22 protein-coding genes and 1 pseudogene are annotated in these 26,229 nt (G+C 65.5%); 7 read left to right on the top strand and 16 right to left on the bottom strand.

Annotated features, from left to right (window positions below):
• Nucleotides 1-394: 394 nt before the first annotated feature.
• The 4 genes from NBG84_RS33445 to NBG84_RS33430 form a co-directional block, all read right to left on the bottom strand.
• Nucleotides 395-913 carry a hypothetical protein gene (locus NBG84_RS33445; RefSeq protein WP_250923437.1) on the bottom strand — a complete coding sequence of 173 codons (519 nt, stop codon included), beginning with the start codon at nt 911-913 and terminating at the stop codon, nt 395-397.
• A 98-nt stretch (nt 914-1,011) separates the two neighbouring features.
• The gene (locus tag NBG84_RS33440; protein ID WP_250923436.1) at nt 1,012-2,835 is read right to left on the bottom strand and encodes an alpha/beta hydrolase; all 1,824 of its coding nucleotides are present in this window, start codon (nt 2,833-2,835) and stop codon (nt 1,012-1,014) included.
• Entirely contained in the window at nt 2,832-3,299 is a 468-nt protein-coding gene (locus tag NBG84_RS33435; protein WP_250923435.1) for a hypothetical protein, read from the bottom strand. The genes NBG84_RS33440 and NBG84_RS33435 overlap by 4 nt, the downstream gene beginning before the upstream one ends.
• A 704-nt stretch (nt 3,300-4,003) precedes the next feature.
• The gene (locus NBG84_RS33430) at nt 4,004-4,474 is read right to left on the bottom strand and encodes a Uma2 family endonuclease (RefSeq protein WP_250923434.1); all 471 of its coding nucleotides are present in this window, start codon (nt 4,472-4,474) and stop codon (nt 4,004-4,006) included.
• Nucleotides 4,475-4,715: 241 nt separating this feature from the next.
• On the opposite strand from NBG84_RS33430, the gene NBG84_RS33425 reads away from it, so the two are divergent.
• The 3 genes from NBG84_RS33425 to NBG84_RS33415 all read left to right on the top strand — a co-directional run bounded on the left by NBG84_RS33425 (nt 4,716) and on the right by NBG84_RS33415 (nt 9,696).
• Entirely contained in the window at nt 4,716-6,392 is a 1,677-nt protein-coding gene (locus tag NBG84_RS33425) for an RNA ligase family protein (protein ID WP_250923433.1), read from the top strand.
• The gene (locus tag NBG84_RS33420) at nt 6,379-8,532 is read left to right on the top strand and encodes an RNA repair domain-containing protein (RefSeq protein ID WP_250923432.1); all 2,154 of its coding nucleotides are present in this window, start codon (nt 6,379-6,381) and stop codon (nt 8,530-8,532) included. The genes NBG84_RS33425 and NBG84_RS33420 overlap by 14 nt, the downstream gene beginning before the upstream one ends.
• 153 nt (nt 8,533-8,685) lie before the next feature.
• Nucleotides 8,686-9,696 (top strand): RpnC/YadD family protein, encoded by a 1,011-nt coding sequence (locus tag NBG84_RS33415; RefSeq protein WP_250923431.1) that lies wholly within the window; start codon nt 8,686-8,688, stop codon nt 9,694-9,696.
• A 254-nt stretch (nt 9,697-9,950) separates the two neighbouring features.
• Here NBG84_RS33415 and NBG84_RS33410 read toward each other — a convergent pair whose 3' ends face one another.
• The 8 genes from NBG84_RS33410 to NBG84_RS33375 form a co-directional block, all read right to left on the bottom strand.
• The gene (locus NBG84_RS33410) at nt 9,951-10,538 is read right to left on the bottom strand and encodes a hypothetical protein (protein WP_250923430.1); all 588 of its coding nucleotides are present in this window, start codon (nt 10,536-10,538) and stop codon (nt 9,951-9,953) included.
• 141 nt (nt 10,539-10,679) lie between these two features.
• On the bottom strand, nt 10,680-11,114 hold the full coding sequence (locus NBG84_RS33405) for a DUF7919 family protein (protein ID WP_250923429.1): 435 nt from the start codon (nt 11,112-11,114) through the stop codon (nt 10,680-10,682).
• A gap of 11 nt (nt 11,115-11,125) precedes the next feature.
• Complete coding sequence (locus NBG84_RS33400; RefSeq protein WP_250923428.1) at nt 11,126-15,889, bottom strand: putative T7SS-secreted protein; 4,764 nt, start codon at nt 15,887-15,889, stop codon at nt 11,126-11,128.
• On the bottom strand, nt 15,889-16,527 hold the full coding sequence (locus NBG84_RS33395; protein ID WP_250923427.1) for a hypothetical protein: 639 nt from the start codon (nt 16,525-16,527) through the stop codon (nt 15,889-15,891). The genes NBG84_RS33400 and NBG84_RS33395 overlap by 1 nt, the downstream gene beginning before the upstream one ends.
• Nucleotides 16,524-16,919, bottom strand: a complete 396-nt coding sequence (locus NBG84_RS33390; RefSeq protein ID WP_308312145.1) for an SseB family protein — start codon at nt 16,917-16,919, stop codon at nt 16,524-16,526. The genes NBG84_RS33395 and NBG84_RS33390 overlap by 4 nt, the downstream gene beginning before the upstream one ends.
• 184 nt (nt 16,920-17,103) lie before the next feature.
• Nucleotides 17,104-17,376: a DUF397 domain-containing protein gene (locus tag NBG84_RS33385; RefSeq protein WP_250923426.1), complete on the bottom strand. Its 273-nt coding sequence runs from the start codon at nt 17,374-17,376 to the stop codon at nt 17,104-17,106.
• Nucleotides 17,377-17,403: 27 nt separating this feature from the next.
• A complete protein-coding gene (locus NBG84_RS33380) occupies nt 17,404-17,613 on the bottom strand; it encodes a DUF397 domain-containing protein (protein WP_250923425.1) in 210 nt (69 codons plus the stop codon).
• On the bottom strand, nt 17,610-18,248 hold the full coding sequence (locus NBG84_RS33375) for a DUF5753 domain-containing protein (RefSeq protein ID WP_250923468.1): 639 nt from the start codon (nt 18,246-18,248) through the stop codon (nt 17,610-17,612). The genes NBG84_RS33380 and NBG84_RS33375 overlap by 4 nt, the downstream gene beginning before the upstream one ends.
• Between NBG84_RS33375 and NBG84_RS33370 the strand changes: the two genes are divergently transcribed.
• The 3 genes and pseudogenes from NBG84_RS33370 to NBG84_RS33360 all read left to right on the top strand — a co-directional run bounded on the left by NBG84_RS33370 (nt 18,141) and on the right by NBG84_RS33360 (nt 20,605).
• Nucleotides 18,141-18,620: an ATP-binding protein gene (locus tag NBG84_RS33370; RefSeq protein ID WP_250923467.1), complete on the top strand. Its 480-nt coding sequence runs from the start codon at nt 18,141-18,143 to the stop codon at nt 18,618-18,620. The two genes, NBG84_RS33375 and NBG84_RS33370, sit on opposite strands and share 108 nt — an antisense overlap.
• Before the next feature lie 117 nt (nt 18,621-18,737).
• Entirely contained in the window at nt 18,738-19,700 is a 963-nt protein-coding gene (locus NBG84_RS33365; protein WP_250923424.1) for a helix-turn-helix domain-containing protein, read from the top strand.
• Nucleotides 19,701-19,707: 7 nt separating this feature from the next.
• Nucleotides 19,708-20,605, top strand: a pseudogene (locus NBG84_RS33360) (hypothetical protein).
• 75 nt (nt 20,606-20,680) lie between these two features.
• Here the strand turns inward: NBG84_RS33360 and NBG84_RS33355 are convergent.
• The 4 genes from NBG84_RS33355 to NBG84_RS33340 form a co-directional block, all read right to left on the bottom strand.
• Nucleotides 20,681-21,190, bottom strand: coding sequence for a hypothetical protein (locus NBG84_RS33355; RefSeq protein WP_250923423.1), 510 nt, complete (start codon nt 21,188-21,190; stop codon nt 20,681-20,683).
• Between the two features lie 78 nt (nt 21,191-21,268).
• On the bottom strand, nt 21,269-21,784 hold the full coding sequence (locus NBG84_RS33350) for a hypothetical protein (protein WP_250923422.1): 516 nt from the start codon (nt 21,782-21,784) through the stop codon (nt 21,269-21,271).
• Nucleotides 21,781-23,232: a hypothetical protein gene (locus NBG84_RS33345; RefSeq protein ID WP_250923421.1), complete on the bottom strand. Its 1,452-nt coding sequence runs from the start codon at nt 23,230-23,232 to the stop codon at nt 21,781-21,783. Before NBG84_RS33345 ends, NBG84_RS33350 begins: the two co-directional genes overlap by 4 nt.
• A gap of 50 nt (nt 23,233-23,282) precedes the next feature.
• Nucleotides 23,283-23,720, bottom strand: a complete 438-nt coding sequence (locus NBG84_RS33340) for a hypothetical protein (protein WP_250923420.1) — start codon at nt 23,718-23,720, stop codon at nt 23,283-23,285.
• 350 nt (nt 23,721-24,070) lie between these two features.
• Here NBG84_RS33340 and NBG84_RS33335 point away from each other — a divergent pair, with 350 nt between their 5' ends.
• On the top strand, nt 24,071-26,194 hold the full coding sequence (locus NBG84_RS33335) for a PIG-L family deacetylase (protein ID WP_486679383.1): 2,124 nt from the start codon (nt 24,071-24,073) through the stop codon (nt 26,192-26,194).
• Nucleotides 26,195-26,229 lie beyond the last annotated feature (35 nt).

Genomic DNA, 26,229 nt, shown 5'->3' with positions numbered 1-26,229 from the left:
CTGCCACTCGGCGAGTCCTGCGATCCCCTCCGACCCACGCGGTCGGGCGTGTCGCACACCCTCTACGCAGATATCCCGAAGGATTTCCCAACCAAGGGGGTGCGGGCCTGGCCCGCGAATCGAGGGAGAACACCCACCGAGCGCTTGGCTGGTACCCCGCTGACACTTCCCGGAAGATTCCCGTACGTCCGCTCCAGCGCTGCCCAGGAGGCAGTTGGGGCGACGAGTACTGTGGGACTCGCTTCCGGTCCTCCCGGCGGGAGGCGCGCAGCATCGGCACTCAACCGAGCAACCCGGATAGTCTGCCACACCGGCACGCGGCCTGGCTAATCGAGCCGTAGAGCGTACCCCGGAGGGGTGGCGTGTCAAACAGCGGCACGCGGCGCTTGGGGCGTCAGGGGGTGGGGGACGCCAAGGGGGCCGGGGTGGTGGCGGACCAGAAGGCGGAGTGGACGTGGGGGTCGGGGATGACGGGGCCTTCGAAGGGGGTGCCGGTACCGGGGGTCCTGGGCGGGGAGACCTCGGACTGGATGAAGCAGGGGGTCGTGGCGCGAAGGAAGAACTGCCCCTTCTTTCCTACAGAGACACTCATACGGAGGCCTTCGGGAGTCCGCGCGAAGATCGCGGGCGTCTTCTCGTGCGAGTCCACGCCCGTGATGATGTAGCCCTGCTGCTTCCAGTGACGCTCGATCACTCCCAGCAAGCTCCCTCGCCTGACCTCGGACACGATGGTCATAACAATGACTTTTCGCGACATTGACGCCGCCACGTTGCCATCGATCTTGTAGGAACCGCAGCCGCTGTCTAGTGATGGGCCGTGCACCCAGTTCAGCTCGGGTCGCACGGCCCTCAACGTACCCAGCATGATCGCATCTGCGTCATCCGAGGCCTCCTGCAAGCTGATCTTGCTCACCACCCGCTTCTCGTTTTCTTTGCCATCAGACACCCCAAGAAGGCCACAGCCCGCCAAAACTGGGGCAAGCACGATCGCCAGGACCAGACGCGTTGCCTTCATCGGTGCTCCTGTTTGGTGATTGCGTCGCCGTCACCCACGATAATCTTCGCGATATTTCGGACGGATTCATCGTCTCGATCAGGATTGAAGTAATTCGAGTGAGCAGGGGTCTGTACACCACCATCGAAATGGACGGGTGGACCGTCATCCACCTTAAAACGGTGAGCACCAAAGTCCCTATGAGCCGGGTCTGTACCGTAATAGATTTGATTCTCATCGGTTGCGGCGTCCCCCAAGGCGTAGCCAGCAGCTGCCCCGATTGGGGCCGCCAGCGGAGGGCCCGTAAGTCCCAACTGGGCTCCCAGTATCAGACCTTTCGCCGAGTTCTGGTCGGGAAGTTTAGTGACCGGATCATTCTCCGCTGCACCGACGTACACGTGGTCGCCACTAACCCCCAGGTCTGTGGCAGCCTTAGCACCTGTCCCAGGACTTCCTACCAGAATGATGTCGTCGACTCCCGGGATGCCACCGTCCTGCTGCGCGGCCTGGCCTACTGTCAGCGAGCCGTAGGAGTGTCCAATTGCCGTGAAGTGTGGGTTCGCGTTCTGGTTGGTCGCCCCTAGACCGTCCATAAACTGGTTGTATGCAATAGCGCCCACTCGCGCATCTCGGTCACTCGTAACAGCAAGATTGTCGAGAGGTTTCTCTCCCGAAATCTGTGGCGGATCGTAACCAAGCCACACAATGGACGCGGTAGACGGGTCCTCGTCAATTGCCCACGAAGCAGTATCACGCGCCCGTTTGATGTCGTTGTTGGCGAAGTCTGCGTCCAACGAAGTTGCCAACCCCGGAACGTAGGCAGAAACATTCCTCGCCGTATCCGGATTCCCGAACGAGACAATCGCCCGCCCCAGGCCCTCGTCCCCGATCCCCAGCAGGAGCATGGGCGGCACGCCGGGCTTCGGCTGGGCCCTTAGCTGCTCATCGATGCTCTTCAACCCCGCCAACTGGTTCTGCGACGTCGTATCCGACTGCCCCTCCAGCTTCCCGATCAGCAACTGGAGGTTGTCCCTGTTCGCCGCGTCCCGTACCAACGCCGGGATGCCGTCCAGGTTGCCGATGCGGTCCGGGTAGGTCGCCAGGAGTTCTTCGCGCTGTTCCTGGGTGAGGCTGTCCCACCACTCCTTGCGGTTCGCGGGGCTTCCGCAGTCCGGGATGGCCTCGGGGAGGTAGCCCTTGGCCGCCTTGCGGACGGCTTCGGCGTCCTTGGCCGCGTCCGTCCAAGTGGCCGTGGTCACGGCGAGTCCCGGCGGGGCCTTGAGGGCGGCCAGGATCTTGCTGAAGCGGTTGTCGATCTCGGTGGCGCCCTGGACGGCTCCGCCGATGGTGTCGGCGATTCGCTGGGCTTCGGCCCGGTGGGGGTTGGGGTTGGTCAGAGGGGAAGGCTGTTCCAGGATTCCCCTCCGGCGGGTCGTGCCGCCGGCCACGGGCTTGTCGAGGAGGTTGGTGCCGCCTTCGGGGTAGCTGACCGAGCCATCGGGATGGACCGTGAACTTGCGGCTGGCCGCGTCTTCGAGTGCGCTGTTGAGTCGTCGCTGCTGTTCGCCCAGTTCATGGGCGAGTGAGTTCAGGGTCGTACGGACCAGACCGCATTCCGTGTACGCGTACTCAAAGTTGCGGTCGAGTTGCTTGAGTCGTTCCAGCGCGGTGTCGGCGGCCTCGCTCACCTGGGATTCCGCCAGCGCGTTGATCATCTGGTTGCTGATTCTGTCGCGCGCTGCGTCGGCCTGGTTGCTGGCCACGCCCCAGCCGTCGGCCGCGCCCTCTAACTCGGACAGTTTCAGATCGCGGAGCAGCTGCCATGTCAGCACCCGACTCACCCGCTCTTCTCAGCAGCCGATGGGGCAGCCTGCCGGAAGGAAGACTTCACCGTCTTCTCGTTCTCGCCCTGATCGGTGGCCACACGTTTGAGAACCGGGTCCAGATAGCCGCATTCGTCGCGGACGGCTCCAAGGCGCCTCTCCCACGACGTAAGCACGGTCCTCAGCACGCCGAGGCTGGCAAGTCCCGCGGCACCCGAGTCGACTCCTTCATGAGCCGATGTCAGTTTGGCGTTGGCACTGGCCGTGTTGGTCCGGATCGCGCCGGCCGCGGCAGCAGCGGATGTCCAGGGCTGGGCCTCGTGCTTCAGCACACCCGTTGCGCCCTTCGCCCCAGGGGCCCCCGGCCCACCGGGACTGCCAGCGACGGACGCCAGGGACATTCCCGTACCCGTACGGGCGTCTCTGGGCCGCTCCGCGAGTTCGAACAGCTCCTGCCATGGGTCCGCCCCTGCCCCGGTCATAGCCCTGCCCCCTCATCCGGTGTGCCTTCTGGCGATCACGCTAGAGGGTGCGAACGGGTACGCAGGGTGCAGGAACGCACATTGACGAAAAGAAAAACCGCTGGTCATAACAGATGAATCGACCCCGACACAAGAGTTCTCACCCTCACTCGTGTGGGGGACAAACAGAGCCTCGGGCCTAGCTGACGGCCGGTCAAGACGCCAGGCTTGGCGATGGGTTGCAGGTGGCTAGGAAGCGGCCTCCCCCGGGCCATCGCGGCTGTTGCCTGTCGTGTCTCCCTGCCCTAGCCAAGTCTTTCGTTCCCGCCCGTCCGCCTGGCGGCGGCGGTCAACCGGCTAGGAGCCCAAGCGGAAGCGCTACTGCCCACAAGGCTAGAGCGCGGCCCCTTCGTGTCCGTGACGCAAATCTGCCACTCTCAATGTCACCCCTCTATAGATTCCGGAATACCCGGAAGGGCGACAGGGGAGCTACGGCACCGCGTAATCCCCGCTCCACTATCTACAGATGCACCGGCTAGAAGAGTGCCACTGCGGCAATCACTGACTCTGAATCGATTGCGGCGAAATGAAGAATTTCCGTTTCATCCAGAACTAGTCCCACCTCAAGCATTTCGGGATGGGGCCAGATGTCCAGCACCGAAAACCTGAAAGGGCGCTACGATCGAGATCGTCCCAGAATTAGAGAGTGAGCGCTGCTGGAAATACTAGGGGTACCGGGGCAGGTTCTCCGTGGAGATGACCCACTCTCCGATAGCGATCTCCTCTCGATAGAGGAAATCCTTGCGGGTGGCATAACGTGGCCCGCCCGGTGTCGGGTGAACGTCAGACAGAACAGCCCCTTCGCCCGTACGCGGGTCGAAGGAGCCTTCGACTTCCATATCGGCCTCGGCGATCACAATGATGTCGGGATGACGGAGAACGCCCTGGGAGACATCTTCGACATCGGGTGTCCCCGTGTGAGCCAGCAAGCCTTCCGGCATCACCTTCTCCAGACGGCGGCTGACACGAGCCGCCGTCAGTTCATGAAGACCTTCTGGGGATGACCTGTCGTGGATGACCTCCCCCCTGGTGATCTCCAGTTTCCCCGGCACATTGCCCTGCGTCCGCGCGACTAAATCCCGCACGGCCTGGTACCGAATTACGTCACGGTTCCTGTCATCAGAGGCGATGGTCATGGGGTTCGTTCCTCCCTCTCCGGTCCCATCGCAGTGGGGGAGTTCGGCCTCACACAGCCAAAGTCCCCACCACTGCTTCGAGCTCTCTCTCCAGCCGCTCATCAAGCGCCAGCCTTGCCCAAGTGCCGCTCCCCCAGCACCTACCCTCCGCCCACCCGACCGTAATTCGCTCGATCGACCTGGTCAGCGGCTTCTACAGTGGCCCGGCACAGCCATCGTCAGCGCCGGGGGGCCGATCAACATGCGGACGCACTATCCGCGAACACCGCATCTGCCCTGGTCTCCAGGTGCCACATCCGACGATGTGCGGACCGGTGATCTGTCGCATCTCATCGGGCGGGAAGTCGTCGTCACCGAGAAGCTCGACGGTGAGAACACCACCTTGTACGGGGACGGGCTGCACGCCCGATCCCTGGACTCCGTCCACCATCCCTCCCGGGCATGGGTCAAAGCCCTCCAGAGTCGCATTGCCCAGCACATTCCCACCGGCTGGCGGATATCCGGCGAGAACATGTACGCCCGCCATTCCCTCCCGTACGACCAGCTCGACAGCTACTTCTACGGCTTCTCCGTATGGGACGCGGACGGGCACTGTCTGGACTGGGATCGAACGGTGCCGTTTCTGCGCGGGCTGGGGATTCCGACACCATCCGTTCTCTGGCGCGGGACCTTCGATGAGCGGGCGCTGCGCGCTCTGCGGCTCGACCTGTCCCGGCAGGAGGGCTATGTCGTGCGGACCGCAGAGGGCTTCGCGGACACCGGCTTCCGTCACCGGGTGGCCAAGTGGGTACGGGCCGGGCATGTGCGGACCGATACGCACTGGATGCACTCGGCCGTCGTCGCCAACGGTCTGGGACCTGCCGCCGCGCTCTGGTCCGTACGGTCCGGTGGTCCGGCGAGCGTCGAGGAGTTGGCCCATGCGCTCGGGGTGACCGCCCGGGCGTCGGATGCCGTTGTCGCCGAGGTGGCGGATCGGCTGGGACAGACCGGGGATGGGCGGCTGACCGCGGTCCTTGCCGCGCTGCTGCACGGCGAACGGCGATCCACCCTCACCGCCCGGCTGCGCCCCACCCTGGGGATGCGGCTCGCCCGCCAGGTCGCCGATGTCATCGGCCTCGCCCCCGGCCTGCAGCGCCCCTACCCCGACGAGGAACGCCCGACCGGCCTGCTGCGCCTGTCGTACGCCGCTGACCTCGGCGTCCTGCACACCGTTGCGGCCGCCACGGCGCAGACCACGCAGGAGCGGGAACAGTCCGAATGGTCAGCGCTGTACGCGGAGGAGATCCGGGCCTGGCAGCCGCCGCGGTTCGACGGCTTGGGGCCGGACGCGGCGGACCGTTGCCGGGCCGAGGCGCGGGAGGCGTACGCGGAGGGGCGGATCGGCGGCCCTGAGGAGGCCGCCGCCGCCACCTGGCGTTGGCGCGACGGCGACTTTCCCCAACTGGTCCATATGGTCGGCCCTTCGGGCAGCGGCAAGAGCACCTTCGCCCGCGGGCTACGCGCGGATGTCGTCGTATCGCTCGATGAGCTACGGGAGGCTGCCGGGTCGCGTGCCGATCAGCGGGGCAATGGGGATGTCCTACGGACCGGTCTGAACCAGCTCGATCAGGCACTGGGCGCGGGTGGGACCGTCGTCTGGGATGCGACCTCGCTCAATCGACATCAGCGCGCGCTGGTGCGGAAGGTCGCCCGCCGCCGAAACGCGCTGCTCACCCATGCGGTCATGGTGGTCGACGAGGTGCAGTTGGTACGCCGCAACGCCGGGCGCGCCCACGCCGTACCGCGGGAAGTACTGGAGTCCCAGTTGCGGCGGTACGAGCCTCCGTACCCGGGGCGGGCGCATCGCACCTGGTACATCGGCCCGGACGGAACCATCGAGGACAAGTACGGGGACGGGGACAGCCATGCAGACGAGTGAGGGGCTTTACCACCGGGTGCGCTGGGATGCCCGATTCGATCCGGCCAGGTTTGTGCTGGGCGTGACGCAGCGTGGCGCCGAACCCAAGCGGGTTCCGCTGACCTCGTTCGTACCGGGCGGGGAGGTTCCCTGGCACCGGGTGCTGTTCTTTGAGGCCGATGGGGAGCTGGTGTGGGATCGGCGTACGGGAGTGGACCGTATCGACCTCACCGACGCCGGACGCGCGCAGGACCCTCGCCGGCTGCCCTCCCCCTTCTTCACGCCGATCACTCCCCAGCGCTGGGACGGCACGACCTGGGTCTCCACCGCCATCCCGCGCAGGGGATCCGCCACCCTGCGGGTACTGACGTGGAACACCCTCTGGGACCGGTACGGGGCCGAACTCCTGAACACCGAACGGCGGCGGCCACTCCTCCTGGAGGTGCTGCGTAACGCAGACGCGGATGTGATCGCCCTGCAAGAAGTGACATCCGAGCTGCTGAGGCTCATTCGGGCGACGGAGTGGGTCCGGGAGGGCTACACGCTGACGCCGGGCGGGCGCGATGTGGATGAGTACGGGCTGCTGCTACTCAGCCGCCTGCCGGTGCGGGAGGCCGGGCACCACGTTCTCGGACCGCACAAGGCACTGACCGCGATCGTGGTGGATTCGGACCCGTACGGTCTGGTCACGGTCGCGGCCACCCATCTGACCAGCGATCACACGACGGATGGCGCCACGGTACGCAAGGGTCAGCTGGACCGGATCGCCGAGGGGCTGGCCGCCCTGGCTGGTCCTGTGGTGCTGCTGGGCGACTTCAACGACGTGGGGAAGGCGGCAGAGTCGCGGCTTGAACTCACCGATGCCTGGACCTCCGTCCACGGCGAGGACGACCAGACCCCGACCTTCGACCCACCCCGTAATCCACTGGCCGCGCTCTCCTCTCTCACGGGGCAGGCGGGCAGACTGGACCGGGTGCTGCTGCGGGATGTGGAGGCACGACGAGCCGTGCTCCGGGGGGACACCCCGGACACGGACGGCCTCTTCGCCTCGGACCACTACGGGGTGGAAGCGGACCTCGGCCCGCTGCCCGATCCTTTCGTCGAGGCCACGGCCTCGCAGGTGCGACACGCCCTCGGTGAGGGCGCGGTCCACCTGGTCGGGTCGCGGCGGATGGGATGCGCACTGGCCGACGCTGATCTGGACCTGGTGACCGCGCTCCCGGGCGAGGTCAAGATCGCGGCGGTACGGGACCGACTGGCGGCGGCCCTACCGGACGCCACCGTTCTCCGGGTGGTGGAGGGCGCGCGGGTGCCCGGGGTGCGGTTCCGGGTCAGCGGCCTCGTCGTGGACCTGGTCGTGGTCGGTACGGGCGACATCCCCCCGGAGGAAGCCGTCGCGCGCCGGACCGAACTCGGCGAGTCGGCGGCCGTTGCGCTGAGCGCGGTCAGCGATGCGGAAGCGATCCTGGAGGCGGTGGGTGAGCGGCGGGACGCGTTCGCCCGGCTGGCTCGGGAAGTGAAGGCGTGGGCTCATGCCCGCGGGCTGGGCTCGGCACCCTTCGGCGGGGTGCCGGGCATCGGCTGGGCGGTGCTGGCAGCCCGTACCGTCCGCGAGGCAGGCTCGTTGGAGGGTCCTGAGCTGCTGCGACAGTTCTTCGGCGGCTGGGCGGCCTGGGACTGGCGCACAGCGGTGGGCGGCCCGGACGTCGATCTACCCATGGCGATCATGACCCCGAGCGAGCCGATCCGCCCCTGCACGGAACGGGTGAGCGCCGCTGGCCGGGACCGGCTCGCGGAGGAGTTGTTCCGGGCCTGGGAGACCCTGGAGTCGGCGGCTGATCCCTGGCCTGAACTGCTTGCCGTACCGCCGCTGGAGCAGCGCCACTGCCAGTGGCTGATCGTCACCTCGCCCGAGGACCAGATGGGCCGGGTACGGGGACGGATGCACGGCCTGCTCCGAGCCTTGGAGGAGGCAGGAGCCTCAGACGTCCAGGCCTGGCCGCGGCCCTTCGCGGCAGATCCGGTGCGGTACGCGGTCGGCCTCGGGCGAAGCCCGTTGGGCTCCGCCCGGTTGGCGGATGTGTCAGCGCATTGGGTGCGGGGGCTGTCGGGGGTCAGGCTGAAGCCTTGGGAGGGGACGGGGGCGCCGCAACTGCGGTGAGAAAGCTAGCTGGCGAACCTTCCCAGAGCACAGCCACCTCACCGAGGGAAAGGCACACCCGTTCGCGTCAACCTTTCCGGGGCGTTCACACATTCGGATTGCCATGTGCCATTGACATAATCATGAAGTCGGCAATTCCTTAGCGTGCTGCTCATGGTCACTTCTTCACATGAGGCCGCGCACCGGATCTTCCAGGACCGGCCTGAGTTACTCACCCCGGTATTCGGGGTGTTGGGCATCCCCTTGCCCGCCAAGACCTCCGTCGAGGTCCTGACCGGCGACGCCACCGAGATCCGCCCGCTGGAGCGACGCGTGGACAGCGTGCTGCGGGTGGAAACCTCAGAGGGACAGCGGTTCCTCCTCGCCATCGAAGCCCAGGGCCGTAAGGACCCTGCCAAGGAGACGAGTTGGCCGTACTACACGGCGTATCTCCGGGACAAGCACGACCTCCCGGTACTCCTCCTGGTCGTCTGCAAGGACCGGGCCACAGCGAAATGGGCGGCGGGGCCGTTCACCACGGGGTACGAGAACTGGATCTTGCAGAGCACCCACCCGATGGTCCTGGGTCCTGACAACCTTCCGACGATCACCAGCCCCAGAGAGGCCAGCAGGAATCTGGCGCTCGCGACCCTGGCGGCGATGACTCATAGCAAGGACAGGGACCTCGACGCCATACTGGAAGCGCTGGCGTCGGCGCTCGGCTCTGCCGACAGAGAATCTGCCGACTACTTCTTCGAACTGTTGGAAATCGGCCTGGGAGACACCCCGGCCAGGGAAAACTGGAGGAATCTGATGGCCGTAGGTACCTACTTCCCCGGCCGAGGCACATTGGTCGAGGAGACCTACCTCAAAGCCAAGGCGGAGGGCATGGCTGAGGGCCGGGCCGAGGGCAAGGCCGAGGGCAAGGCTGAGGGCAAGGCTGAGGGCAAGGCTGAGGGCAAGGCTGAGGGTCGGGCCAAGGGGCGAGCAGAAGCCCGGGCAGAAGAGCGTGCTCGCTCGATCATCAGTGTTCTAGAGGCTCGCCAGATCCCCACCCTCGCCGGCCAGCGTCAGCGGATCACCGAGTGCACAGACCTCGACATCCTCGACCTCTGGTTGCGGCGGGCCATCACCGTCACCGACGTCGATGGCCTCTTCGCCGAGGATGAACCGGCCAACGACTGATACCCACACACCGCAACGATGCCCCGCCTTCGACGAAGGCGGGGCATCTGTCGTTGGCGCTCAGGCGTTGGAGGCGTACGAGACGAAGCCAGCCCATACGGCGGGCGTTTCCGCGGGTGGGCGGAGGACCTTCGATGTTCTCGGAGTCCCGGACAGGCACCGTATCGACAACAGGCGTGGCCTCGACACAGCGTTCAATGTCTTCTGTGTCGCTGTAGCTAGTTGAACCTCGCGTGGCCGCACTCACCACGCTCTCACCGGAAGTCTGAGACAGAGTTACCCGGCGCTATCAGCCGCGCTTCCAGCGCGTGGGCATAATCCCTGAACCCTGCTCTGATGGTCTCCGGCGTCCGCGAAGAAGGCGGAAGAACGTGAGGCAAAAACGCCACCCGCCACATCCGGAAAACTTCCGCAGCCGCCATTTCTCGAACACCCTGCAGAAGTTCTGAAGAAATCTGGAGTGCCTCGACGACCAGCCCGGCCTTGGGTGTGCCTGGCAAATCCAGTGACTCGGCAGCCCCAACCAGGGCGTGTAGGAAGTTCGTCAATTGCAGGTCGCTACCCATGCAGAGCATGCGTCGGACCGAATCTCTTTCGCTGATTCTCTCCGAGTACGGCTCGATCGAGCCCGACCAGAGAAGCAGGGTGATCGCCTGGACTTCGTGCTCTCGATGCCACCCCAGTTCATCAACGATGCTCATCGTTTCCGGATGAAATTCACCGATCTCCTGAATGATCTCCATGAGGCGGTGCATCTGATCGCCGCAGGTTGCCATGAAGGCGTTGATGGAGGCGTCATGGACAAGACCTGACTCGGTGGCGGCAACAGTCGCCAGCTCCACAATCCCGCCGAGAGGACCAAAGATCGACCGCGCTAGGGAATCCTCAGAGCTTCTGTGCCGCATAAACTTTACTCAGCATTCCTCGATCGAGAACACGATCAGTTGACCAAAAGCTCCTGCCCGATCGGCAGGAGCGCGCCCTCAATCCAATATTGATGCAGAGGTTTCAAAAAAGTTCCCTTCAAGGACCGCCTCAACAAACACAGAGGGCGGGAGGTAGAGATGGTCCGTAACGTAGTGATAGATGAGATTTGGCGCAACCATGATTACCCCGCCTGCTCCTACGACCCCCACTTCCGCAGACCCGAGCGTAACTGTTCGCCCCCCGCTCCGAACGGAGCAGGGATAGGTCATTACCTGCTCGCCATGAGGAAGCGTACATCCGTGCCAACCACGAGTCCTGCCGATCGAATAATCCTCAATCAATTGCATGAGTTTTCGATGGAACTCAGCCGGCGTTTCGCCAACCGTGAAATCCTTTCCACTCTCAAGCCATCCCACACTGAGAACATTCAGATGTGCGGGAAATTTGTGATCGAAGTACGAATAAGGAGTGAGGTCTTCAAAATACGTCATAGCAAACTCCCTTATCCATGGTTCACAGAGCGACATGCCGCCCAGTGCACCATTCCCATATTCGGCTGGATCAGTTGCGAAAGATAGTAGGGCTGATCAACAGTAAGATTTCTAGGGAGACCTTGAATATTCAGCCCTTCTGGAGGAAACAGGATATAGTCAGGCAACTGCTCGCCACTCCCATACTTCTCCACCGGATTAGCATGGATACCTCCCCTCTCGATCTGATTACCGAGCCAATCAGATATAGGTTCACCGTGCCGAGAGTACATCGATATTTCTGTCCCAGGTGGAACCGTGACAGGGGTTCCGTCCCCCACGAACATTCCACCGTGCCCGCTGTAAACGAACTGACCGTCGGGCCGACCTAGCTCTCTTGCATCCAGCACCCCACCTGCAGAGTCACTGATAAACCCGGGCGCCGTCCCCAATTGCCGCCTAGCCGTATCTTCCGGACCGCATACGGCCAGTCCCAGCGGATCGACGAGCATCGTTGGATTAAAAACATACGACACAGGGTTCGCAGCGGGGAGCAATCCCAGCGGGTCCGGGGAAAGGTAACGCCCAGTCTCCGGGTCGTAGTGCCGGTGGAAGTTGTAGTGGAGACCCGTCTCCGGGTCGAAGTACTGGCCAGGGAAGCGAAGTGGGGTGTAGGCGGTGCTGGTCGTGGACCAGGTGGTGGTGCCCCACAGTGTGCTTCGGGTGTGCCACGCCAGGTCGCCCGACTCGTCGATCAGCTCCGTCGGGGTGCCGACCAGGTCGGTGACGATGCTGAAGAAGCGTTGGTCGATCTCCGACTGGGGCGCTTCCCCCGCAGTGATGCGTTCTGTTTGCGTGAGGGGGCGCAGGCCGTCGTGGTCCCATGTGAGGGTGACGGGATTCGGTAAGTCCTCCGCCGTCGTGGTCTGCTCACAGAGGATCGAGCCGTCCCAGGTGAAGTCGACCTGCTCCAGGATGGTGTCGTCTCGCCCCAGCCGCTGTTTGGCGATGCGACGGCCTAGCGGGTCGTACCGGTAGCGCCAGCGAATGCCGTCCGGGGTCACTGCGGAGGTCAGATGGTTCTCGGCGTCCCAGGTGTACCGCCAGGTGTCCGGCTTGCGCGACAGCCGGGGTTTCTGGCGCAGCGTGATGCGGCCCAGCGCGTCGTGCTCGTAGCGGGCCTCCCCCGCGCGGGTGATGGTGGTACCGCTGTAGGTGCGCGGCCCCGCCGCTTCCTGACCAGGATGGTTGGGCGGCCATGAAGCGTGTGTCTGGTTGCCCGCCTGGTCATATGCGTAGCTCTCGGTCCAGTCCTGGGCGGTGACCGCGGTGACCCTGCCGGCCGCGTCAAGGCTGAAGGCGCGGACTCCGGTGAGCTGATCGTCCACCCCGATGACATGCCCGTCAGCCCGATAGCTGTAGCCGCGGTGCTGGACACTGCGGCCCGCGCTCGTGACCTGCTGGGTCGTGAGCCGTCCCACCAGGTCGTAGGTGTTCGTCAGGGCTAAGGTCTCGCCGACGCTGCGGGTGACTTCCCGACCGGCTGCGTCTCGTTCGAAGGTGAGCGTCCGGCCCGACGCGGTCAGGGTGTTTCGCCGCCCCGCAGCGTCGTAGGTCCAGGTGCTCACGGCACCCGAAGGGGTTGTCCGGGAGACGCGTCGGCCGAGTTCGTCGTAGCCGTAGGAGGTGGTGCGACCGTCGACGGTCTCCGACCTCAGGCGGCCGAACCGGTCACGCAACATGCTGACGTGAGCGTCCGGACCGTTTGCCTCGGCGAGTTGGTCGAGGAGGTCGTACGCGAAGGTCGTCACCGCTCCATCGGCGTCCTTGGAGATGATCCGGTCCAAGGTGTCTCGCTCGTAACGGACCGACTGTCCCAGCGCGTCCGTGCGAGCGATCAGCCGGCCCGCCGCATCGTGCTCATAGCCGAGCGTACGGCCGTCGAAGTCTGTCTCCGAGCTGAGTCGACCCGCGGGATCGTAGGCATAGTCCCAGTGCAGACCCTGCGGATTCACCACCTGGGTAAGGCGTAGCTCTATGTCGTGGGTGAACTCGTATCGAGCGCCGTCCGGCCCGGTCCGGGCCGTCATCAGATCGAAGTGGGTGTACTCGAATCGTGTCTGTGCCCCCAGAGCATCCGTGTGGCAGACGCAGTTTCCCTCGCCGTCGTAGCGCCAGGACTGTTCGCTCCCGTCCGCGTCGATCCGGCGGGCGGGTCTGCCTTCAGGTGTCCACTCCAGTCGCGTCGTCGCCCCCAGTGCGTCGGTCACCACGACCGGCCGTCCGAAACCATCGCGTCCGACGTGGCTGACGGCACCCAGCGGATCGATGATTTCGACGGGGAGGCCTGCCGGGTCGCAGCGTATTCGAGTCGTTTGACCGAGACCGTCCGTCACCGAGGTCAGTCGGCCCTTGTCGTCGTAGGCGAACGAGGTCGAACCGCCCCTGCCAACAACCCGGATGCAGTTCCCACGCCCGTCGTACTCGCGTCGGACCGTGGCCCGGTCCGGGCCGACCACACGTACGGGCAGACCGAGCTCTCCGTATTCCGCGAGCTGTTCTCTGCCGTCCGGCCGGACCACCCGCACTGGGTTGCCCTCGTCGTCGTATGCGAACCGTGTGGTCAGCCCCAGCGGGTCGGTGCGGGACAGCAGTCTGTTGTAGCGGTCGCGCTCATACCGAGTGACCGCGCCGAGCGGGTCCGTCTCCGTGACGATGTGATGAGCGGTGTTGACCTGGTATCGCCGGACTGCCCCGTTGGCACTGGTCAGAGTCGTTGTGCGCAGCCCAGTTTCGGGGTCCGCGGTTCTGTACTCCAGGCATACGGCCATGTGCCCGGCCGCGCCGCCTTCCGCGACGCACCGGTTCTCATCGTCGTAGGCGTAGTCGTAGCGGCTGCCGTTGGTGTCGGTCCATGACGTGACCCGTCCCGACTCGTCATACGCGAACCGCAAGGGCAGACTGGAGGAGTTGATGACCTCTGTCAGCAGGCCGTCGGTGTACCCGTACCGCAGGATCTGCTGATCGGCGCCGCCGGTCGCGGCCGAGGCCAGGCTCAAGGAGCTGATCCGGCCCTGGTCGGTCGCGAGCTTCAGGTGGTAGCCGCCGTGGTGCACGATCGAGGTGGGGGCGCCCTTCTCGTCGTACTCGAAGTCGATCCAGTTGCCGTTGCGGTCCTCTATCCGGGTGAGGAGAGCCAGTTCCCTTTCCGGAGTCGCAAGGTGCCCATAGCCCCGCGTCGTGAAGTGGCGGACCCTACCGGTCCCGTGCTCCGTGACGGTGTAGTCGCCGTCCCGGTCGATGTCGAGGGCGCGCCGGGGCCCATGGCTCGGCAGCACCGGAACGCCCGGCGCGGGATGGGGATAGGCCAGCAGGAGCCCGTCCTCGCAGACCAGCACCACACCCTGAGAATCGATCTCCAGGCGTTGATCCGCCGTCGACGCCCACTGCGGCCCGAACCAGCGTCCCGCCCGGTAGTCCGAAGCCACCCGCCGTCCGAACACGAGAGGCAGCAACCCAGGCAGTGAGACGTCCGTCTGCGGCAGAAACATGACACCGGTCGCCAGATCGATGGGGTCGGTGTGCCCGCTCTCCACGGCATCCCGGGTACGGGACGGCTTCGCCGGATCGTCCACGCTCTGCCGAGCCGCTGAGTCCGTGCCCGTCTTCGCCCCGGCCCGGATGCCTCCCCGGACGACTCCTGCGCCCTTCGTCCCGATCAGTTCCGGGAGCAGGCGGCCGACGAACTCCCCCGGATCGTTCTTCGCCGTCTCCCAGAGGTTTTTCAGCGCCCGGTCCGGGTTGGCCACGGTCGAGACCAGACCGGCGAGGACCGTGCTGGTGCCCTTGTAGTACTCAGCGGGGTGGGTGAGGTTGTAGAGGTCGATCGGGTTGACGGCGCGGACGAAGTTGAGGATTCCCGCTGTCCCTTTGATCACCCCGCTGCCGACGTGCTGGAGTTCGGTGATCTGCGCGATTCCGGTGTCGATCGCGTCGAGTTTCAGCCGCTCGGCGCCCTTGGGTTCCGCCGGGGCGTGTGCGAGGGCCCCGGCAACTGCCGACTTGGCCGTCTCCGCGGCGTCGTCGCGCTGTCTACGGGCCTCGGTGAGGATCTCCCGCGCACGTTCTCGCTGGGACTCACCCGGATCGACGAACGTGTCCGGCTTGGGCAGAGGATCGGGCCCGTTGCGTGCGGCGTTGTACGCCTCCGCCTTGTTGTTGTACGTCTCGATCGCCGTCTTGGAGGTGTCATTCCCCTCTTTGTGGAGGGCGATGGCTTCCCTCGCCTTGCCCTGCGCCCAGGTGACCATCTCGGCGTACGAACCCAGCGCCTTCGCCGCCGCTCCGAATGCGTCCGCCGCCCGGAGCCAGTCCACCGGCAGTACCGAGAACTTCTCCCGGAAGGTGTCTGCCGCCTCACCCTTCCACTGCTGTGAGTCCAGCTGCTTCAGACCCTGCCCGACACTGTCGAACGCGGTCTGGAAGTCCCGCAGGTTCTTCGCCGCTGCGTTGATCCGTCCGGGGTTGCCGTGGATCAGCTCGTTCGCCTCGTCGGTCTGGCCGAGCTGTGCCTCGTCCACCTGCGCGCCGAGCGAGGATGCCTTGCGGTCGCCCCAGTCCTCGAACGAGTCCGCCGCGCCCTCAGCTCCGACCTTGTCCAGCAGATCGGCGCCCGCGTCGGTGGCGGCGTCCACGCCCTCCCCGACGATCTCCTTGCCCTTGTCGATCCCGTCCCGGACCTTGTCATACGCGGAACCGAGCCCATCGAGCGCCTTGCCCCAGTCATCAAGCCCCATCAGCCGCCGTCCCCCTCACGAGCCCGCTGAACAGCCTCCTCAGATGGGTCGTATGTCTCCTGCGCCTGCACCTCCAGGGCCTCACGGAACCGCGGGTCGATCACTCCCGAATCCGTCATCGAATCCATCAGGGCGTCGTTCACGTCATACGTCGTGTCCTGCCAGGTCTGCTTCACCTCGTCATGGGCCTTGGAGAAGGACTCCGCGCTGTAGTCCGGGTTGTCCCAGGCCGCCTGGTTCCGGATCTCGTCCCAGCTCTTCTTCGTGACCTCGTCCTCGCTCAGGTGGGGATTGCCATTGAGGGAGTTGAGTCCGATCTTGAACGAGTCCTTGCGGTACTGCTCCTGTTCATAACTGGCACCCGCCGAAAGACCCAGCTCCCTCGCGAAGCCGTTGCCCCGCTGCATCAGGCCGCGTACACCCCACTCCCAGCGTCGGCAGAAGGTCTTGAACTCCTCGCTGAGCCCCCGGTGCCCCAGATCCAGCCCCGACAGCGCGAGATCCGCGAACCCGCGGTGGGCGGTCGCGTCTCCGACCAGGCCGAGGTCCTTCAGTTCCCCGTACGCCTTGTCTATCCCGCTCGCGATCAGCTCCAGCGCCCCCGGCGGCACCGCCAGGTCCGGATCGGTTCCACTCACGGGGTTCCTCCCCCATCAGCCGCCACCGCGTCCGGCACGATCCCCACGACAGGTGGGAAGAGCACTCCCCCAGCACTGCCCGCATCCAGCGCCACCCCAGCCGGCCCTTCGAGGGTCGGCACCAGCACATCGAGCAGCCGTGCGCCGAGAACGGTCTGATACGTCCATTCCTGTTCGGCTTCGCCCCGCGCCAGCGCAAAGCGGGCCAAGGACTCCTCATCGGAGAAGGCGCAGATCCAGCGAACGCCACCCTGGTCCGCCGTCCAGAGGCTGCCGTACGGATCGAACGGAACCAGTACCGCAGTGCGTCTGAACTCCCCCAGCAAGACGGCGAACTCACGTCTCGCCGACGCCACTTGTGTCCCTGACATTCCGCCCCCGCTGTCTGTCATGGACAGCATCGTTCCATAGGGAGTTACTCAGAGCGGGAAAGAGCGCCACGGGGAGCGAGATGCCTTCGGCGGCGAACCTACTTGTCAGGGCCTGGCCTCTGACGGGCTCTGCCTGGCCCAGACGCCTACGGCAGCGTGCCTCGCACTCGGTCGAAGCGGGCACGAGGCACGTTCAGCTACGGGGTCAGTACTTGGACGCGTACGAGACGAACTCGGCCCATGCGAACGGCGTGACGGCGAGCTGGGGGCCCTGGGTGTTCTTCGAATCACGGATGTGGATCGCGACGCAGGTGGGAGTCGTTGCGACCTCGACACAGTCGTTGCCGTTGCTGCTATCGCTGTAGCTGCTCTTGGTCCAGGCAACCTCGATGCAGTCGGCCTCGCTGCTGTTGCTGCTATGGCTGCTCTTGAACCAGGGCAGTGCGTCCGGCCCCCTGGCAAAGGCTTCGCGGATCATAGATCTCCCAGCACTCGCGGCTAGAGGTCAGTGGTCTGATGCGTACGAGACGAAGGCAGCCCATGCGCTGGACGGGACCGCAAGACGAGGGCCCGCGATGTTCTTGGAATCACGGATATGCACTGCGCCGGGGGAAGCGGCGGCCTCGACACAGTCACTGGGGTTGCCGCTGTCGCTGTAACTGCTTTTGAACCAGACAAGCTCGTCGGATTCCCTGACAGAGGCTTCGCGGATCATGTGTCTCCCAGCACTTGCTCGATGAAGGCCAGCGACTCCCCTGGCGAGAGAGCCCGAGCCCGGATGATGCCATAGCGCAGCTCAAGGATTCGTAGCTGTCGCGGATCGGAGACCGGACGACCGCCGAGCTCGTCGTCCGTACGTCCCACCGCAGTGCCGTCTTCGAACTTCAGCATCTGGATCCGCCCGCCCGTCCCAGGGTGATCGCCTCGCGCAGTCGGCATCACTTGGATCTCGACGCTACGCAACCTAGCCACCCCCAACAGGTGTTCGAGTTGCTGGCGCAGGACCATTCTGCCCCCGATTGGGCGCCGAAGCGTCACCTCTTCTTGGACAAAGCTGAGCTCCGGCGCAGGAGAGCGATCAAGCATAGATCGCCGGGCCATCCGCGCGGCAACCGCTCGCTCCAGCTCGTCACAAGACAGAGCGGGCCGCCGCGTTTCCAGAAGCGCCCGCGCGTACTCCTCACTCCTCGCGGCGCCCGCCTCGCCCGCCGACTCGTCACCGAGGGGCTGAGCTCCTGGGGCCTGTCGGATCAGGTGGCCGAAAACGCGGCGCACATCGTCGCCGAGCTCGCCGCGAACGCCGTCACCCATGGCCGGGTGGCCGGTCGTGACTTCCTCCTCGGCCTGCACACCACAGGCGGCGACCGTCCCGCCCTCCGGATCGAGGTCACCGACACTCACACGGGCCGGATTCCCGGCACCAGCCCCCTGGCCCCAGAGCCCGAGAGCGAGTCGGGGCGCGGGCTGCTGCTGGTCGAGGCGTTCGCGGACCGGTGGGGCGTGAAACTGGGCCCGGTACCGCGCAAAACAGTGTGGGCGGAGCTGAATCTCGCACCGGATCAGTGCCCCTCACCGGAGCACGGGCGACCAGGTTCCGGTGGCACGGGCGCTCTCCCCCAGGGAACAGAAGAGAAGAAAGAACCGCACCCAACCCCACCCCCCTTCTCACCGTGCGGGGAGCCTCTCACTCACACGGGTGAACCTCACCAACAGGGCTGGTAATAGCGGGGGTTGAGTGCTCTACGCTCGCGGCAACACAACCGCAGACATACGACGGCCCCCGCCGGGACTGGCATCCCAATGCGAGGGCCTGACCACCAAGGAAGAAGCACCTTCCCGATGGATACGCAGCACCTTAGCGTGCCCTCGCACGCCCCGTCCGGGGATGCCGAGACGCAGCACGACACGATTGATCACCCTGGTGGCGAGCGTCAGCCGTACGGTGTGACGCACGACAACACCCGTCACACCAGCCGCTTCACCATCATCGGCAACCACCTCGCCCAGCACTCCGAGTTATCCCTGCTGGCGATCGGACTGGGAGTACACATCCAGTCCCTGCCGACCGGGGCCCGGGTGGACATCAAATCGCTCACCGCCCGCTTCCCCGAAGGCGCGGCCCGGATCTCCGCAGCACTGCGCGAACTGGAAGCGGTCGGCTATCTACGACGCGTGCGGGAACGGGTACCGGACGGTCGCATCATCACCCGCACGGTGTCCTGCAACCAGCCCGCAGCCCGCCACCGCCCCGGAACCGCCCTTCAACGAGCCTCGCCGGGCCGCACTCGCCAAGCTCCACCCCGTACCCGCAAGTCTCGCCCCGCACCCGCCAACCGGGCACCCTCCGAACGCCCACCAACAGCCCGCCCACCGCGCCGCGAGCCCGCACCCCTGTCCGTACCGCACCCGGGCTTTCCCACCAGGGAGCTACTCAGGGCAGCAACGGACCTCCTGGCCCGCCTGCACCACACCGACCCGCGCCTCCTGCTCTCCGCACGAGACACAGAGCAGCTGGCCCCGGGAGTCGCGGCCTGGCTGGAACACGAGGCCAGCCCCGACTCCGTACGCCACGCACTGACCACCGGCCTGCCCGCCGAGGAACTGCGCCGACCGGCCGGACTGCTGGCCCACCGGCTCACGGCAGGGCTGCCACCTGCGCCGGCCTTCCGACCGCCCACCGAGAGCCCGCCCGAGCGGCACCCGCTCCAGAACTGCGACCGCTGCGACCGGGCGTTCCGCGCCCCGGCCCAAGGGCGCTGCCGCGGCTGCGCCCACACCCATCCGTCCGACCCACAACCGTAGGAAGCACATGGTCAGCTCACCCCACGAGGCGATGCACCGCATCTTCCAGGAGTACCCGGAACTGTTCACCGGGGTCTCCCAGTTACTCGGCCTCACCCTGCCCGCAACTAGCTCTGTCACGGTCCTGCGGACCGACCTCAGCGCGGAACACCCGATCGAACAGCTCGTCGGCACGGTGTTGAGATACGAACACCGCCGACGACCGGCCGTTCCTACTCGTCGTCGATGTCCAAGAGGAGCAAGATCCCGCCAAGCACAGCGCCTGGGCCTACTGCCTCACCTACCTGCATGACACCTACCGGCTCCCGGTCCTGCTCCTGGTGATCTGCCAGGACCACGCCACCGCCGAATGGGCAGCCAGGCCCGTGCCGATCGGGCCCGCTCAGTGGGCCTCGGTCGTCATACAGCCCCTCGTGGCGGGCCCACACAACATGCCTGTGATCACCAACCCGGCAGAGGCCCGTAAGGACCTGGCCCTGGCCACTCTGTCGGCGATTACGCACGCAGCCGATCCGGACGTCGGCGCCACACTGAAGGCGCTGTCCACCGCCCTGCGGGACTCACCGCAAACCACCACAGCTCTCATCGCCAAACTCACCGCACAGGGCCTGGGCAAGCGCCCGGCCGCACAACAGTGGAGGAACCTGGTGGCCGTGGACCTTTCTTTCTACAAGTCGCCTCTCTCTGAGGAAATCCGGGACGAAGGCCGGGCGGAAGGCCGAACAGCAGGCCGGGCAGAGGGCCGGGCGGAAGACATCCTGCTCGTGCTGGAGCTGCGCCAGATCGGCCTCAGCGACGAGGCCCGGGCGCGCATCACGGAGTGCGCCGACCCCGAAATCCTGCGCCAGTGGCTCGCACGCGCCGTCCTCGCCAGCTCAGCCGAAGAGATCTTCGCCGAGGTCTAGTCAGCGTGGCGGGGGCCGGTCGGGCGCCCCGAACCGGCCTCCGCCACCAGCCCACTCGGCTGACCCGAACCAAGGTCAGAAGGCCTTCAGATACACCCTGGCCTTGCCCTGCCCCTGAGACTGCACATACGCCTCGATCCATGAGACTTGGGCTTTCCGCCGCTCGTCTTCCACACACGGCGGACATACCCCGACCCAGCGAACGCCCTTGAGGTTCTCTGACTCATCCAGGCCAAGGTGCCGGAAGTTCTCACCCTTCGGGGCAACGTTGTGGTCCGAGGGAAGCAGCGGCTCTTCCGAGCGCAAGTCCGCCGCTACCTCTGCCGCGTTCTCCTCATCCGTGATGAAGGAGAGTAGATAGGTGTCCTCGCGAGGGTTGACTCGAACGGCCCCCTTCACCTCCGTAGCGCCTACCGGCACCTTCACTTTCATAAAGCCAGCCACCTCAGCTGGGCCCATGTCCTTGTCCCAGTGGGAGTACCGTTCTACGTCCGATTGGCTATCGTCGCTGCCCGCGATGGAGCATGAGGTAAGCAGCGACATCGCAGCAACCGTCATCAGCAAGACGGTGCGCCAGTAACTCATCTGTTCTCCTCATCACCGCGTGAAACGTCCCCGCGAGTAGCCCTCGCCCCTGGAGTCCAGAGTGTCCAGACGGTCTGGTCAGTACGCGGCCAGATAGACGCGCACGCGGTCCCCGGAGTCCTGGCCCACATGGATTTCCATACCCTGGACATTGCTCCGCCGCTCGTCGCCGACACACGGAGGACAGACACCCGTCGTGCGAACACCCTTGATGTCCTGCGGTGATGTGAGTCCCAGGTGCTCGAATCCGTCCCCGCTCAGGGAATCGGTATCAGGATCGGCTTTCAACGGGTGCTCGGAGCGCAGGTCATCCGCGATGGACTCAGCAGTCTCCTCGCTGGTGAGAAAGGACAGAAGGTACACCCGCTCCTGCGGCTGAACGCGCACGGCTCCCTTCACCTGCGTGGCGCTCTGGGGAAGCTCAAGATTCATGAATTCCACAGCATCGGAGGCACCCGCTCCCTTCTCCCAGTACGGGTAGCGGTCGTCGTCGGTTCCCCGGCTCCCTTGTCCCGTCGTACAGCCGGCAGTCAACAGACCGACGACCACAGAGACGGCGGCTAGGCGATTCACCGTTCTACGGGTGTGATTCACCGGTTCTTCTCCTCGCCCCGCGAAACATCGGTACGCGTTCCCTCACGCCCAGACTGATCACCCTTGCCCGGCTCGATGCTAGGGATCGCAGGGCTGTTGAGGTCATAGCTATGGGCACTGCTGCTTCCACGCATATCGAACTCCCGCGCAGAGCCCACCTGATGCAGGCGCCCCATGTCGGAATCCGAGATGGTAACTCCGCCTGTGAACTCCGTAGCCTTGCCAGCATCCCAGTTATAGCGGTCCCACACATTTACCTGATAATCGAGAGAGACGCGCGGCGCACCACCGTCCGAACCTGGCGTGACGGTGACCATTCCAGAAATGTTCTGCGCATGGGACCCGACCGCATGGAACCACTCTTCACTCTGCAAAGTACGGTGCTGGACCTTACTCTCGACCGGAACGACTACGGCCTTGTCTCCCCCAGCCCGATGAAACTCATCCAGCGCTTTCTGGCGCCAAGCGTCCTGACCAGAGGCGAGATGCGTCTCTTCGATACCCGACCGAAAATCTGAGTCGTCTTTCAGCATCTGGTTCACATCAAGATTCAGAGTTTCTCCGGTGGCTCCAAGATAATGAAGCATATTTCGTGAAGCCCCCACTTCACCGATGACATCCCCGCCTGTGGCAATAGCCAGAGCCTGGGCATGGAGCATGATGTCCCTGGGCGTGGACTTCTCCATGTTGAACCCTCCCGATCCTTCGTCCGGGCTCTCCCACCGATACAGGGGATCCATGACCCCTGCCGCCCTCATCTCGTCGCCACGTTCCTGGAGCAGAAGCCATCGGGTAGTCGGATCCAGCGAGCTCCACCATTCAGGAATCTTCGCCCTGTCCTTGGGCATATTGGCAACCTTGCCCATTTCCCCCAAAGAGGGGTACGGACTGTCCACCGGCTTCCGGTTGAAGCCGTTCAACGTGCCGTCCATATAGTCGGAGTCGCGCACCGCAGCCGCCAGGGCAAGGCGCACCCCGTCGTCAGTGTCACTCACCGCCTGGACCGCCTGGTTGATGCGGTCGAACCAAGCCGTCGCCGCCGCGCGCCCGCTCTCCTGGTAGCTGGGGTCATGGACATAAGCGAGGCGCTCCCCCTGAGTGAGACGCTCGGTGTCGAAGGCGACAACGCCCTGTTCCGAGACCCGCATACCGGCCTTGATCGCATCGCCGCGTAAGGCTTTGAGCTTGCTCTGAAGGCTGAGGAGCTGAGTGTGGGCATCCCGCAGAACGGAAGCGACCGCCTTTGCTTCCTGCTGTGCCCCTCGAAACTCCTTCAGCGTCACACTGAATCTGTCGTTCGCGGCTTGGGCGCTCACCCCGAGCCACGATGTGCCGAGCGAGATCCCATGGACGGACCGCTCGTACTTCTCCCCGAGCGTCTTGAACTTGCCCGCAGTCTCATCCCACCGGTCAGCAGCCGTACTGAGTTTGGACAGGTCAGTGCTCATGATTTCGTAATAGGTCGGCACGCATCCCCCGAAGCTACCAATTCAGATGTTCAGACCCCGTTTATTCGGGACTGCCGTGCGACCTTCGCCGCGATATCGAGTTCATTGTTTCGGAAGTCGATTCCCGTTCGGCTCAGCGCGTGTTCCTCCGCAGCCAGTCGGTCAAGCAACATCTTGACCTGCTTCGTCCAGGTCTCCTGTGCCTTCTGTAGGGCGCCGGAAGTGTCCCAGCCGTGGCCGTCCCGGGGGCCGAATTCCTTGATGGCCCCGCGCATGCTGTCAGTGACGTGTTTACCGCCGCTGCGGACTCCAGGCTCCACATCTTCGTTGATCGCCCTCGCCGCGGCCTGCTTGTCCTCCGGGCTCGACGCCAGATCAGGGGTATCTGCGCTGCCTGCGTCCAGTGGAGCCAGCTGATTCAGCCGCGTCTGGGCGTCCTGCCGGGCGTTCGCCTCGGCCTTGACCTGTGCCCACTCTTCCCAGGCCATGGGCCCCCTCCGCCGTGATAGTTCCTCCCATTGCAACGCACAGAACAGACGTACGGGTCTGAACAGGCAAGTCCAGTGGGTGATCTCCAGCCGACCTGGCCAGAACCAGACTGATCACCCCGAAGGGGGCCACCTCACCGGCACCGCCAAGCAACCCCCCATGTCGATAATCCGTCTAGCTGTACGCGAACGGGTCTGACCAGCCCGTTCGCACTCAAAGGAGATTCACAGCACGCAGACGGGGGCGTATCGGCCCAGCCGCTGCGGGGGAAGCGGACGGAGCACACACCCACGTGAACGATGGACTCGCCCATGCCCAGATGACGCACGCCCAAGTGCCGTCCGTGCGGATGCCGAAGAGCAGTCTGCGGCGCCGGAGCATCCTCGCCGCGCTCGGTGGTACCGCCATGGCCGCCGGGGCCGTCAGTGGCTGCACCGTGCCCGCGCCCCAGCGTCCGGTGTCCGCGGCCGACCCTGCTCCCGGGATGCCCATAGCCAGCTCCCGGCGTGCTCAACTGATGCAGATAGTCGCGCACCCTGATGACGATCTGTACTTCATGAACCCGGACACCGAACGGATGCTGGAGTCCGGCGTACCGCTGGTCTCCATCTACGTCAGTGCGGGCGAGCACACCGGCATAAACAAGATCCCCGGACGGCATCACCACGGTCCCGAGGACCGGGCCGGGTACTCATCGGCACGGCATCAGGGGCTTCGGCAGGCGTACGCGGCGATGATCGGGCTCGACAAGTTCAGCGACTGGACCAAGGGTGTCATCTCCCTGCGGGGGGACCGGTTCGCCGAGATCAATACCCTCACCAACGGGAACCGGCGCGTTGAGCTGGTGTTCCTCAATCTGCCGATGCACACAGGCCGTCGCTGGATGGCGCTACCCAGCCTCTGGCGCGACCGGGACGTCGGGGTGTACACGGTGGTGGCCAAGGACTCGCCGCTGCGCAAGACCGTCTCGTACGACCACAAGGCGCTGACCCAGGTCCTCGTGGGGTTGATGGAGCAGTACCGGCCGACCGTCATCCAGACGCTCGACCCCGACCCGGACATCCAGCACAGCGATGAGCGCACGCGCGTACAGGACAGTGAGCAGCCCGGCTACTCCGACCACGGTGATCACACCGCCGTCGCCTGCTTCAGTTGGGCGGCGATGGTGAGCTGGGTGGCCGAGGCGACCGCGCAAGGGGGGCGGGTGCCGGGCTTCACGGTGCAGGCGTTCCGCGGGTACTACAACCGGCACTGGCCCAAGAACCTCCCGCCGAAGGCGCTGAGGGACAAGGCACGGGCTCTCGCTCCGTACGGTGGCGATCCCGATTGGAACTGCGGCAACGCCTCCGGCTGCGGCGACTACGGAGTCAGTGGGAAGCGTCCGCTGACGAACCGGAAGGGGTGGGTGCGCTCCACGCACCACCGGTACCAGGGCGCGCAGCCCGTTCTTGCCGTGGGACGGGACAAGCGGTTGGCCGCGTACGGGGTGTTGGGGCTGCGCGCGGTGCGCTGGCGCGAGACCCGGCCGGGTAGCGGCCGGTGGGGAACGGCGGAAGATCTCGGGGGTGGCCCGTTGGCGCCCGCCCTGGGCTCGGCCGCGTTGAAGGACGGCCGGCAGTTGCTGTTCGGGCTGCGGTTCTCCGCGCTCGGCGGGCGGGGCGCGGCCAACCGCCGCGAGATAGTCCTGCTGGAGGAGCGTTCGCCGGGGCGGGGTTTTCTGGCGTGGCAGGGGCTGGGCAATCCCGAGTACAACGATGACCGCGGCCGGCGCATCGGTGTTCCGGTCGCCGTGACGGCCCCGGACGGCCGGGTGCATCTGTTCGTGCGGAACGCGGACAAACGCATCAGCACCCGTGTACGGGACCTGGACGGGCGCTGGAGCGCCTGGCGGCTCCTGATCGGCGAGGAGGTCCAGGACGGTCTGTCCGCGGTCGTGGACAAGGCAGGTCTGGTGCATGTCTTCGGCGCCGGACGGAGCACCGTGCACCACTGGCGACAGGAGGCCCCCGGCAAGGAGGTCACCTTCCGTACCGTGGTCCCGGACCCGAAGGGCGGCGTCGGCGGTTTCCCGGTGCCAGCCGGACCGGTCGCCGCACTGCCGGACGGTGACGGCATCAAGCTGTACTACCGCAAGCCGGCCAGCGGGGGCCTGGTCACCGTGGATACGGCCCTGACCTCCGTGAAGTCGGACAGCGCCATGCGGGAAGCGGAATTCGAGGGGTACGGGCCGGTGAGCGTGGCTGCCGGCGCGGGCGGACCGGTGATCCTCGAACGGCAGCCCAATGGGCGGGTCGGGTGGCGTAGCACCAGGGTCGGCCAGTCTCGCCAGGAGGACTCCAAGACCCTCGGTTTTCCCAGCCTGCTGGTGACCGCGAAGGGTATGGCGGTGGCCGGATTGAGCGTGGACGGGCAGCCATGGCTCTGGCTGCCCGACCTGAGCCAGGCCGAGAGCCGCCCGGTACGGAGGGTCTGAGGCCTCACCAGGCCTCGTAGCACCGAGAACGCAAA

Source organism: Streptomyces albipurpureus (assembly GCF_023701525.1).
Lineage (GTDB): Bacteria > Actinomycetota > Actinomycetes > Streptomycetales > Streptomycetaceae > Streptomyces > Streptomyces albipurpureus.
Note: the sequence above shows the minus strand (reverse complement) of the source record. Positions and strands in the feature narration are given on the sequence as shown.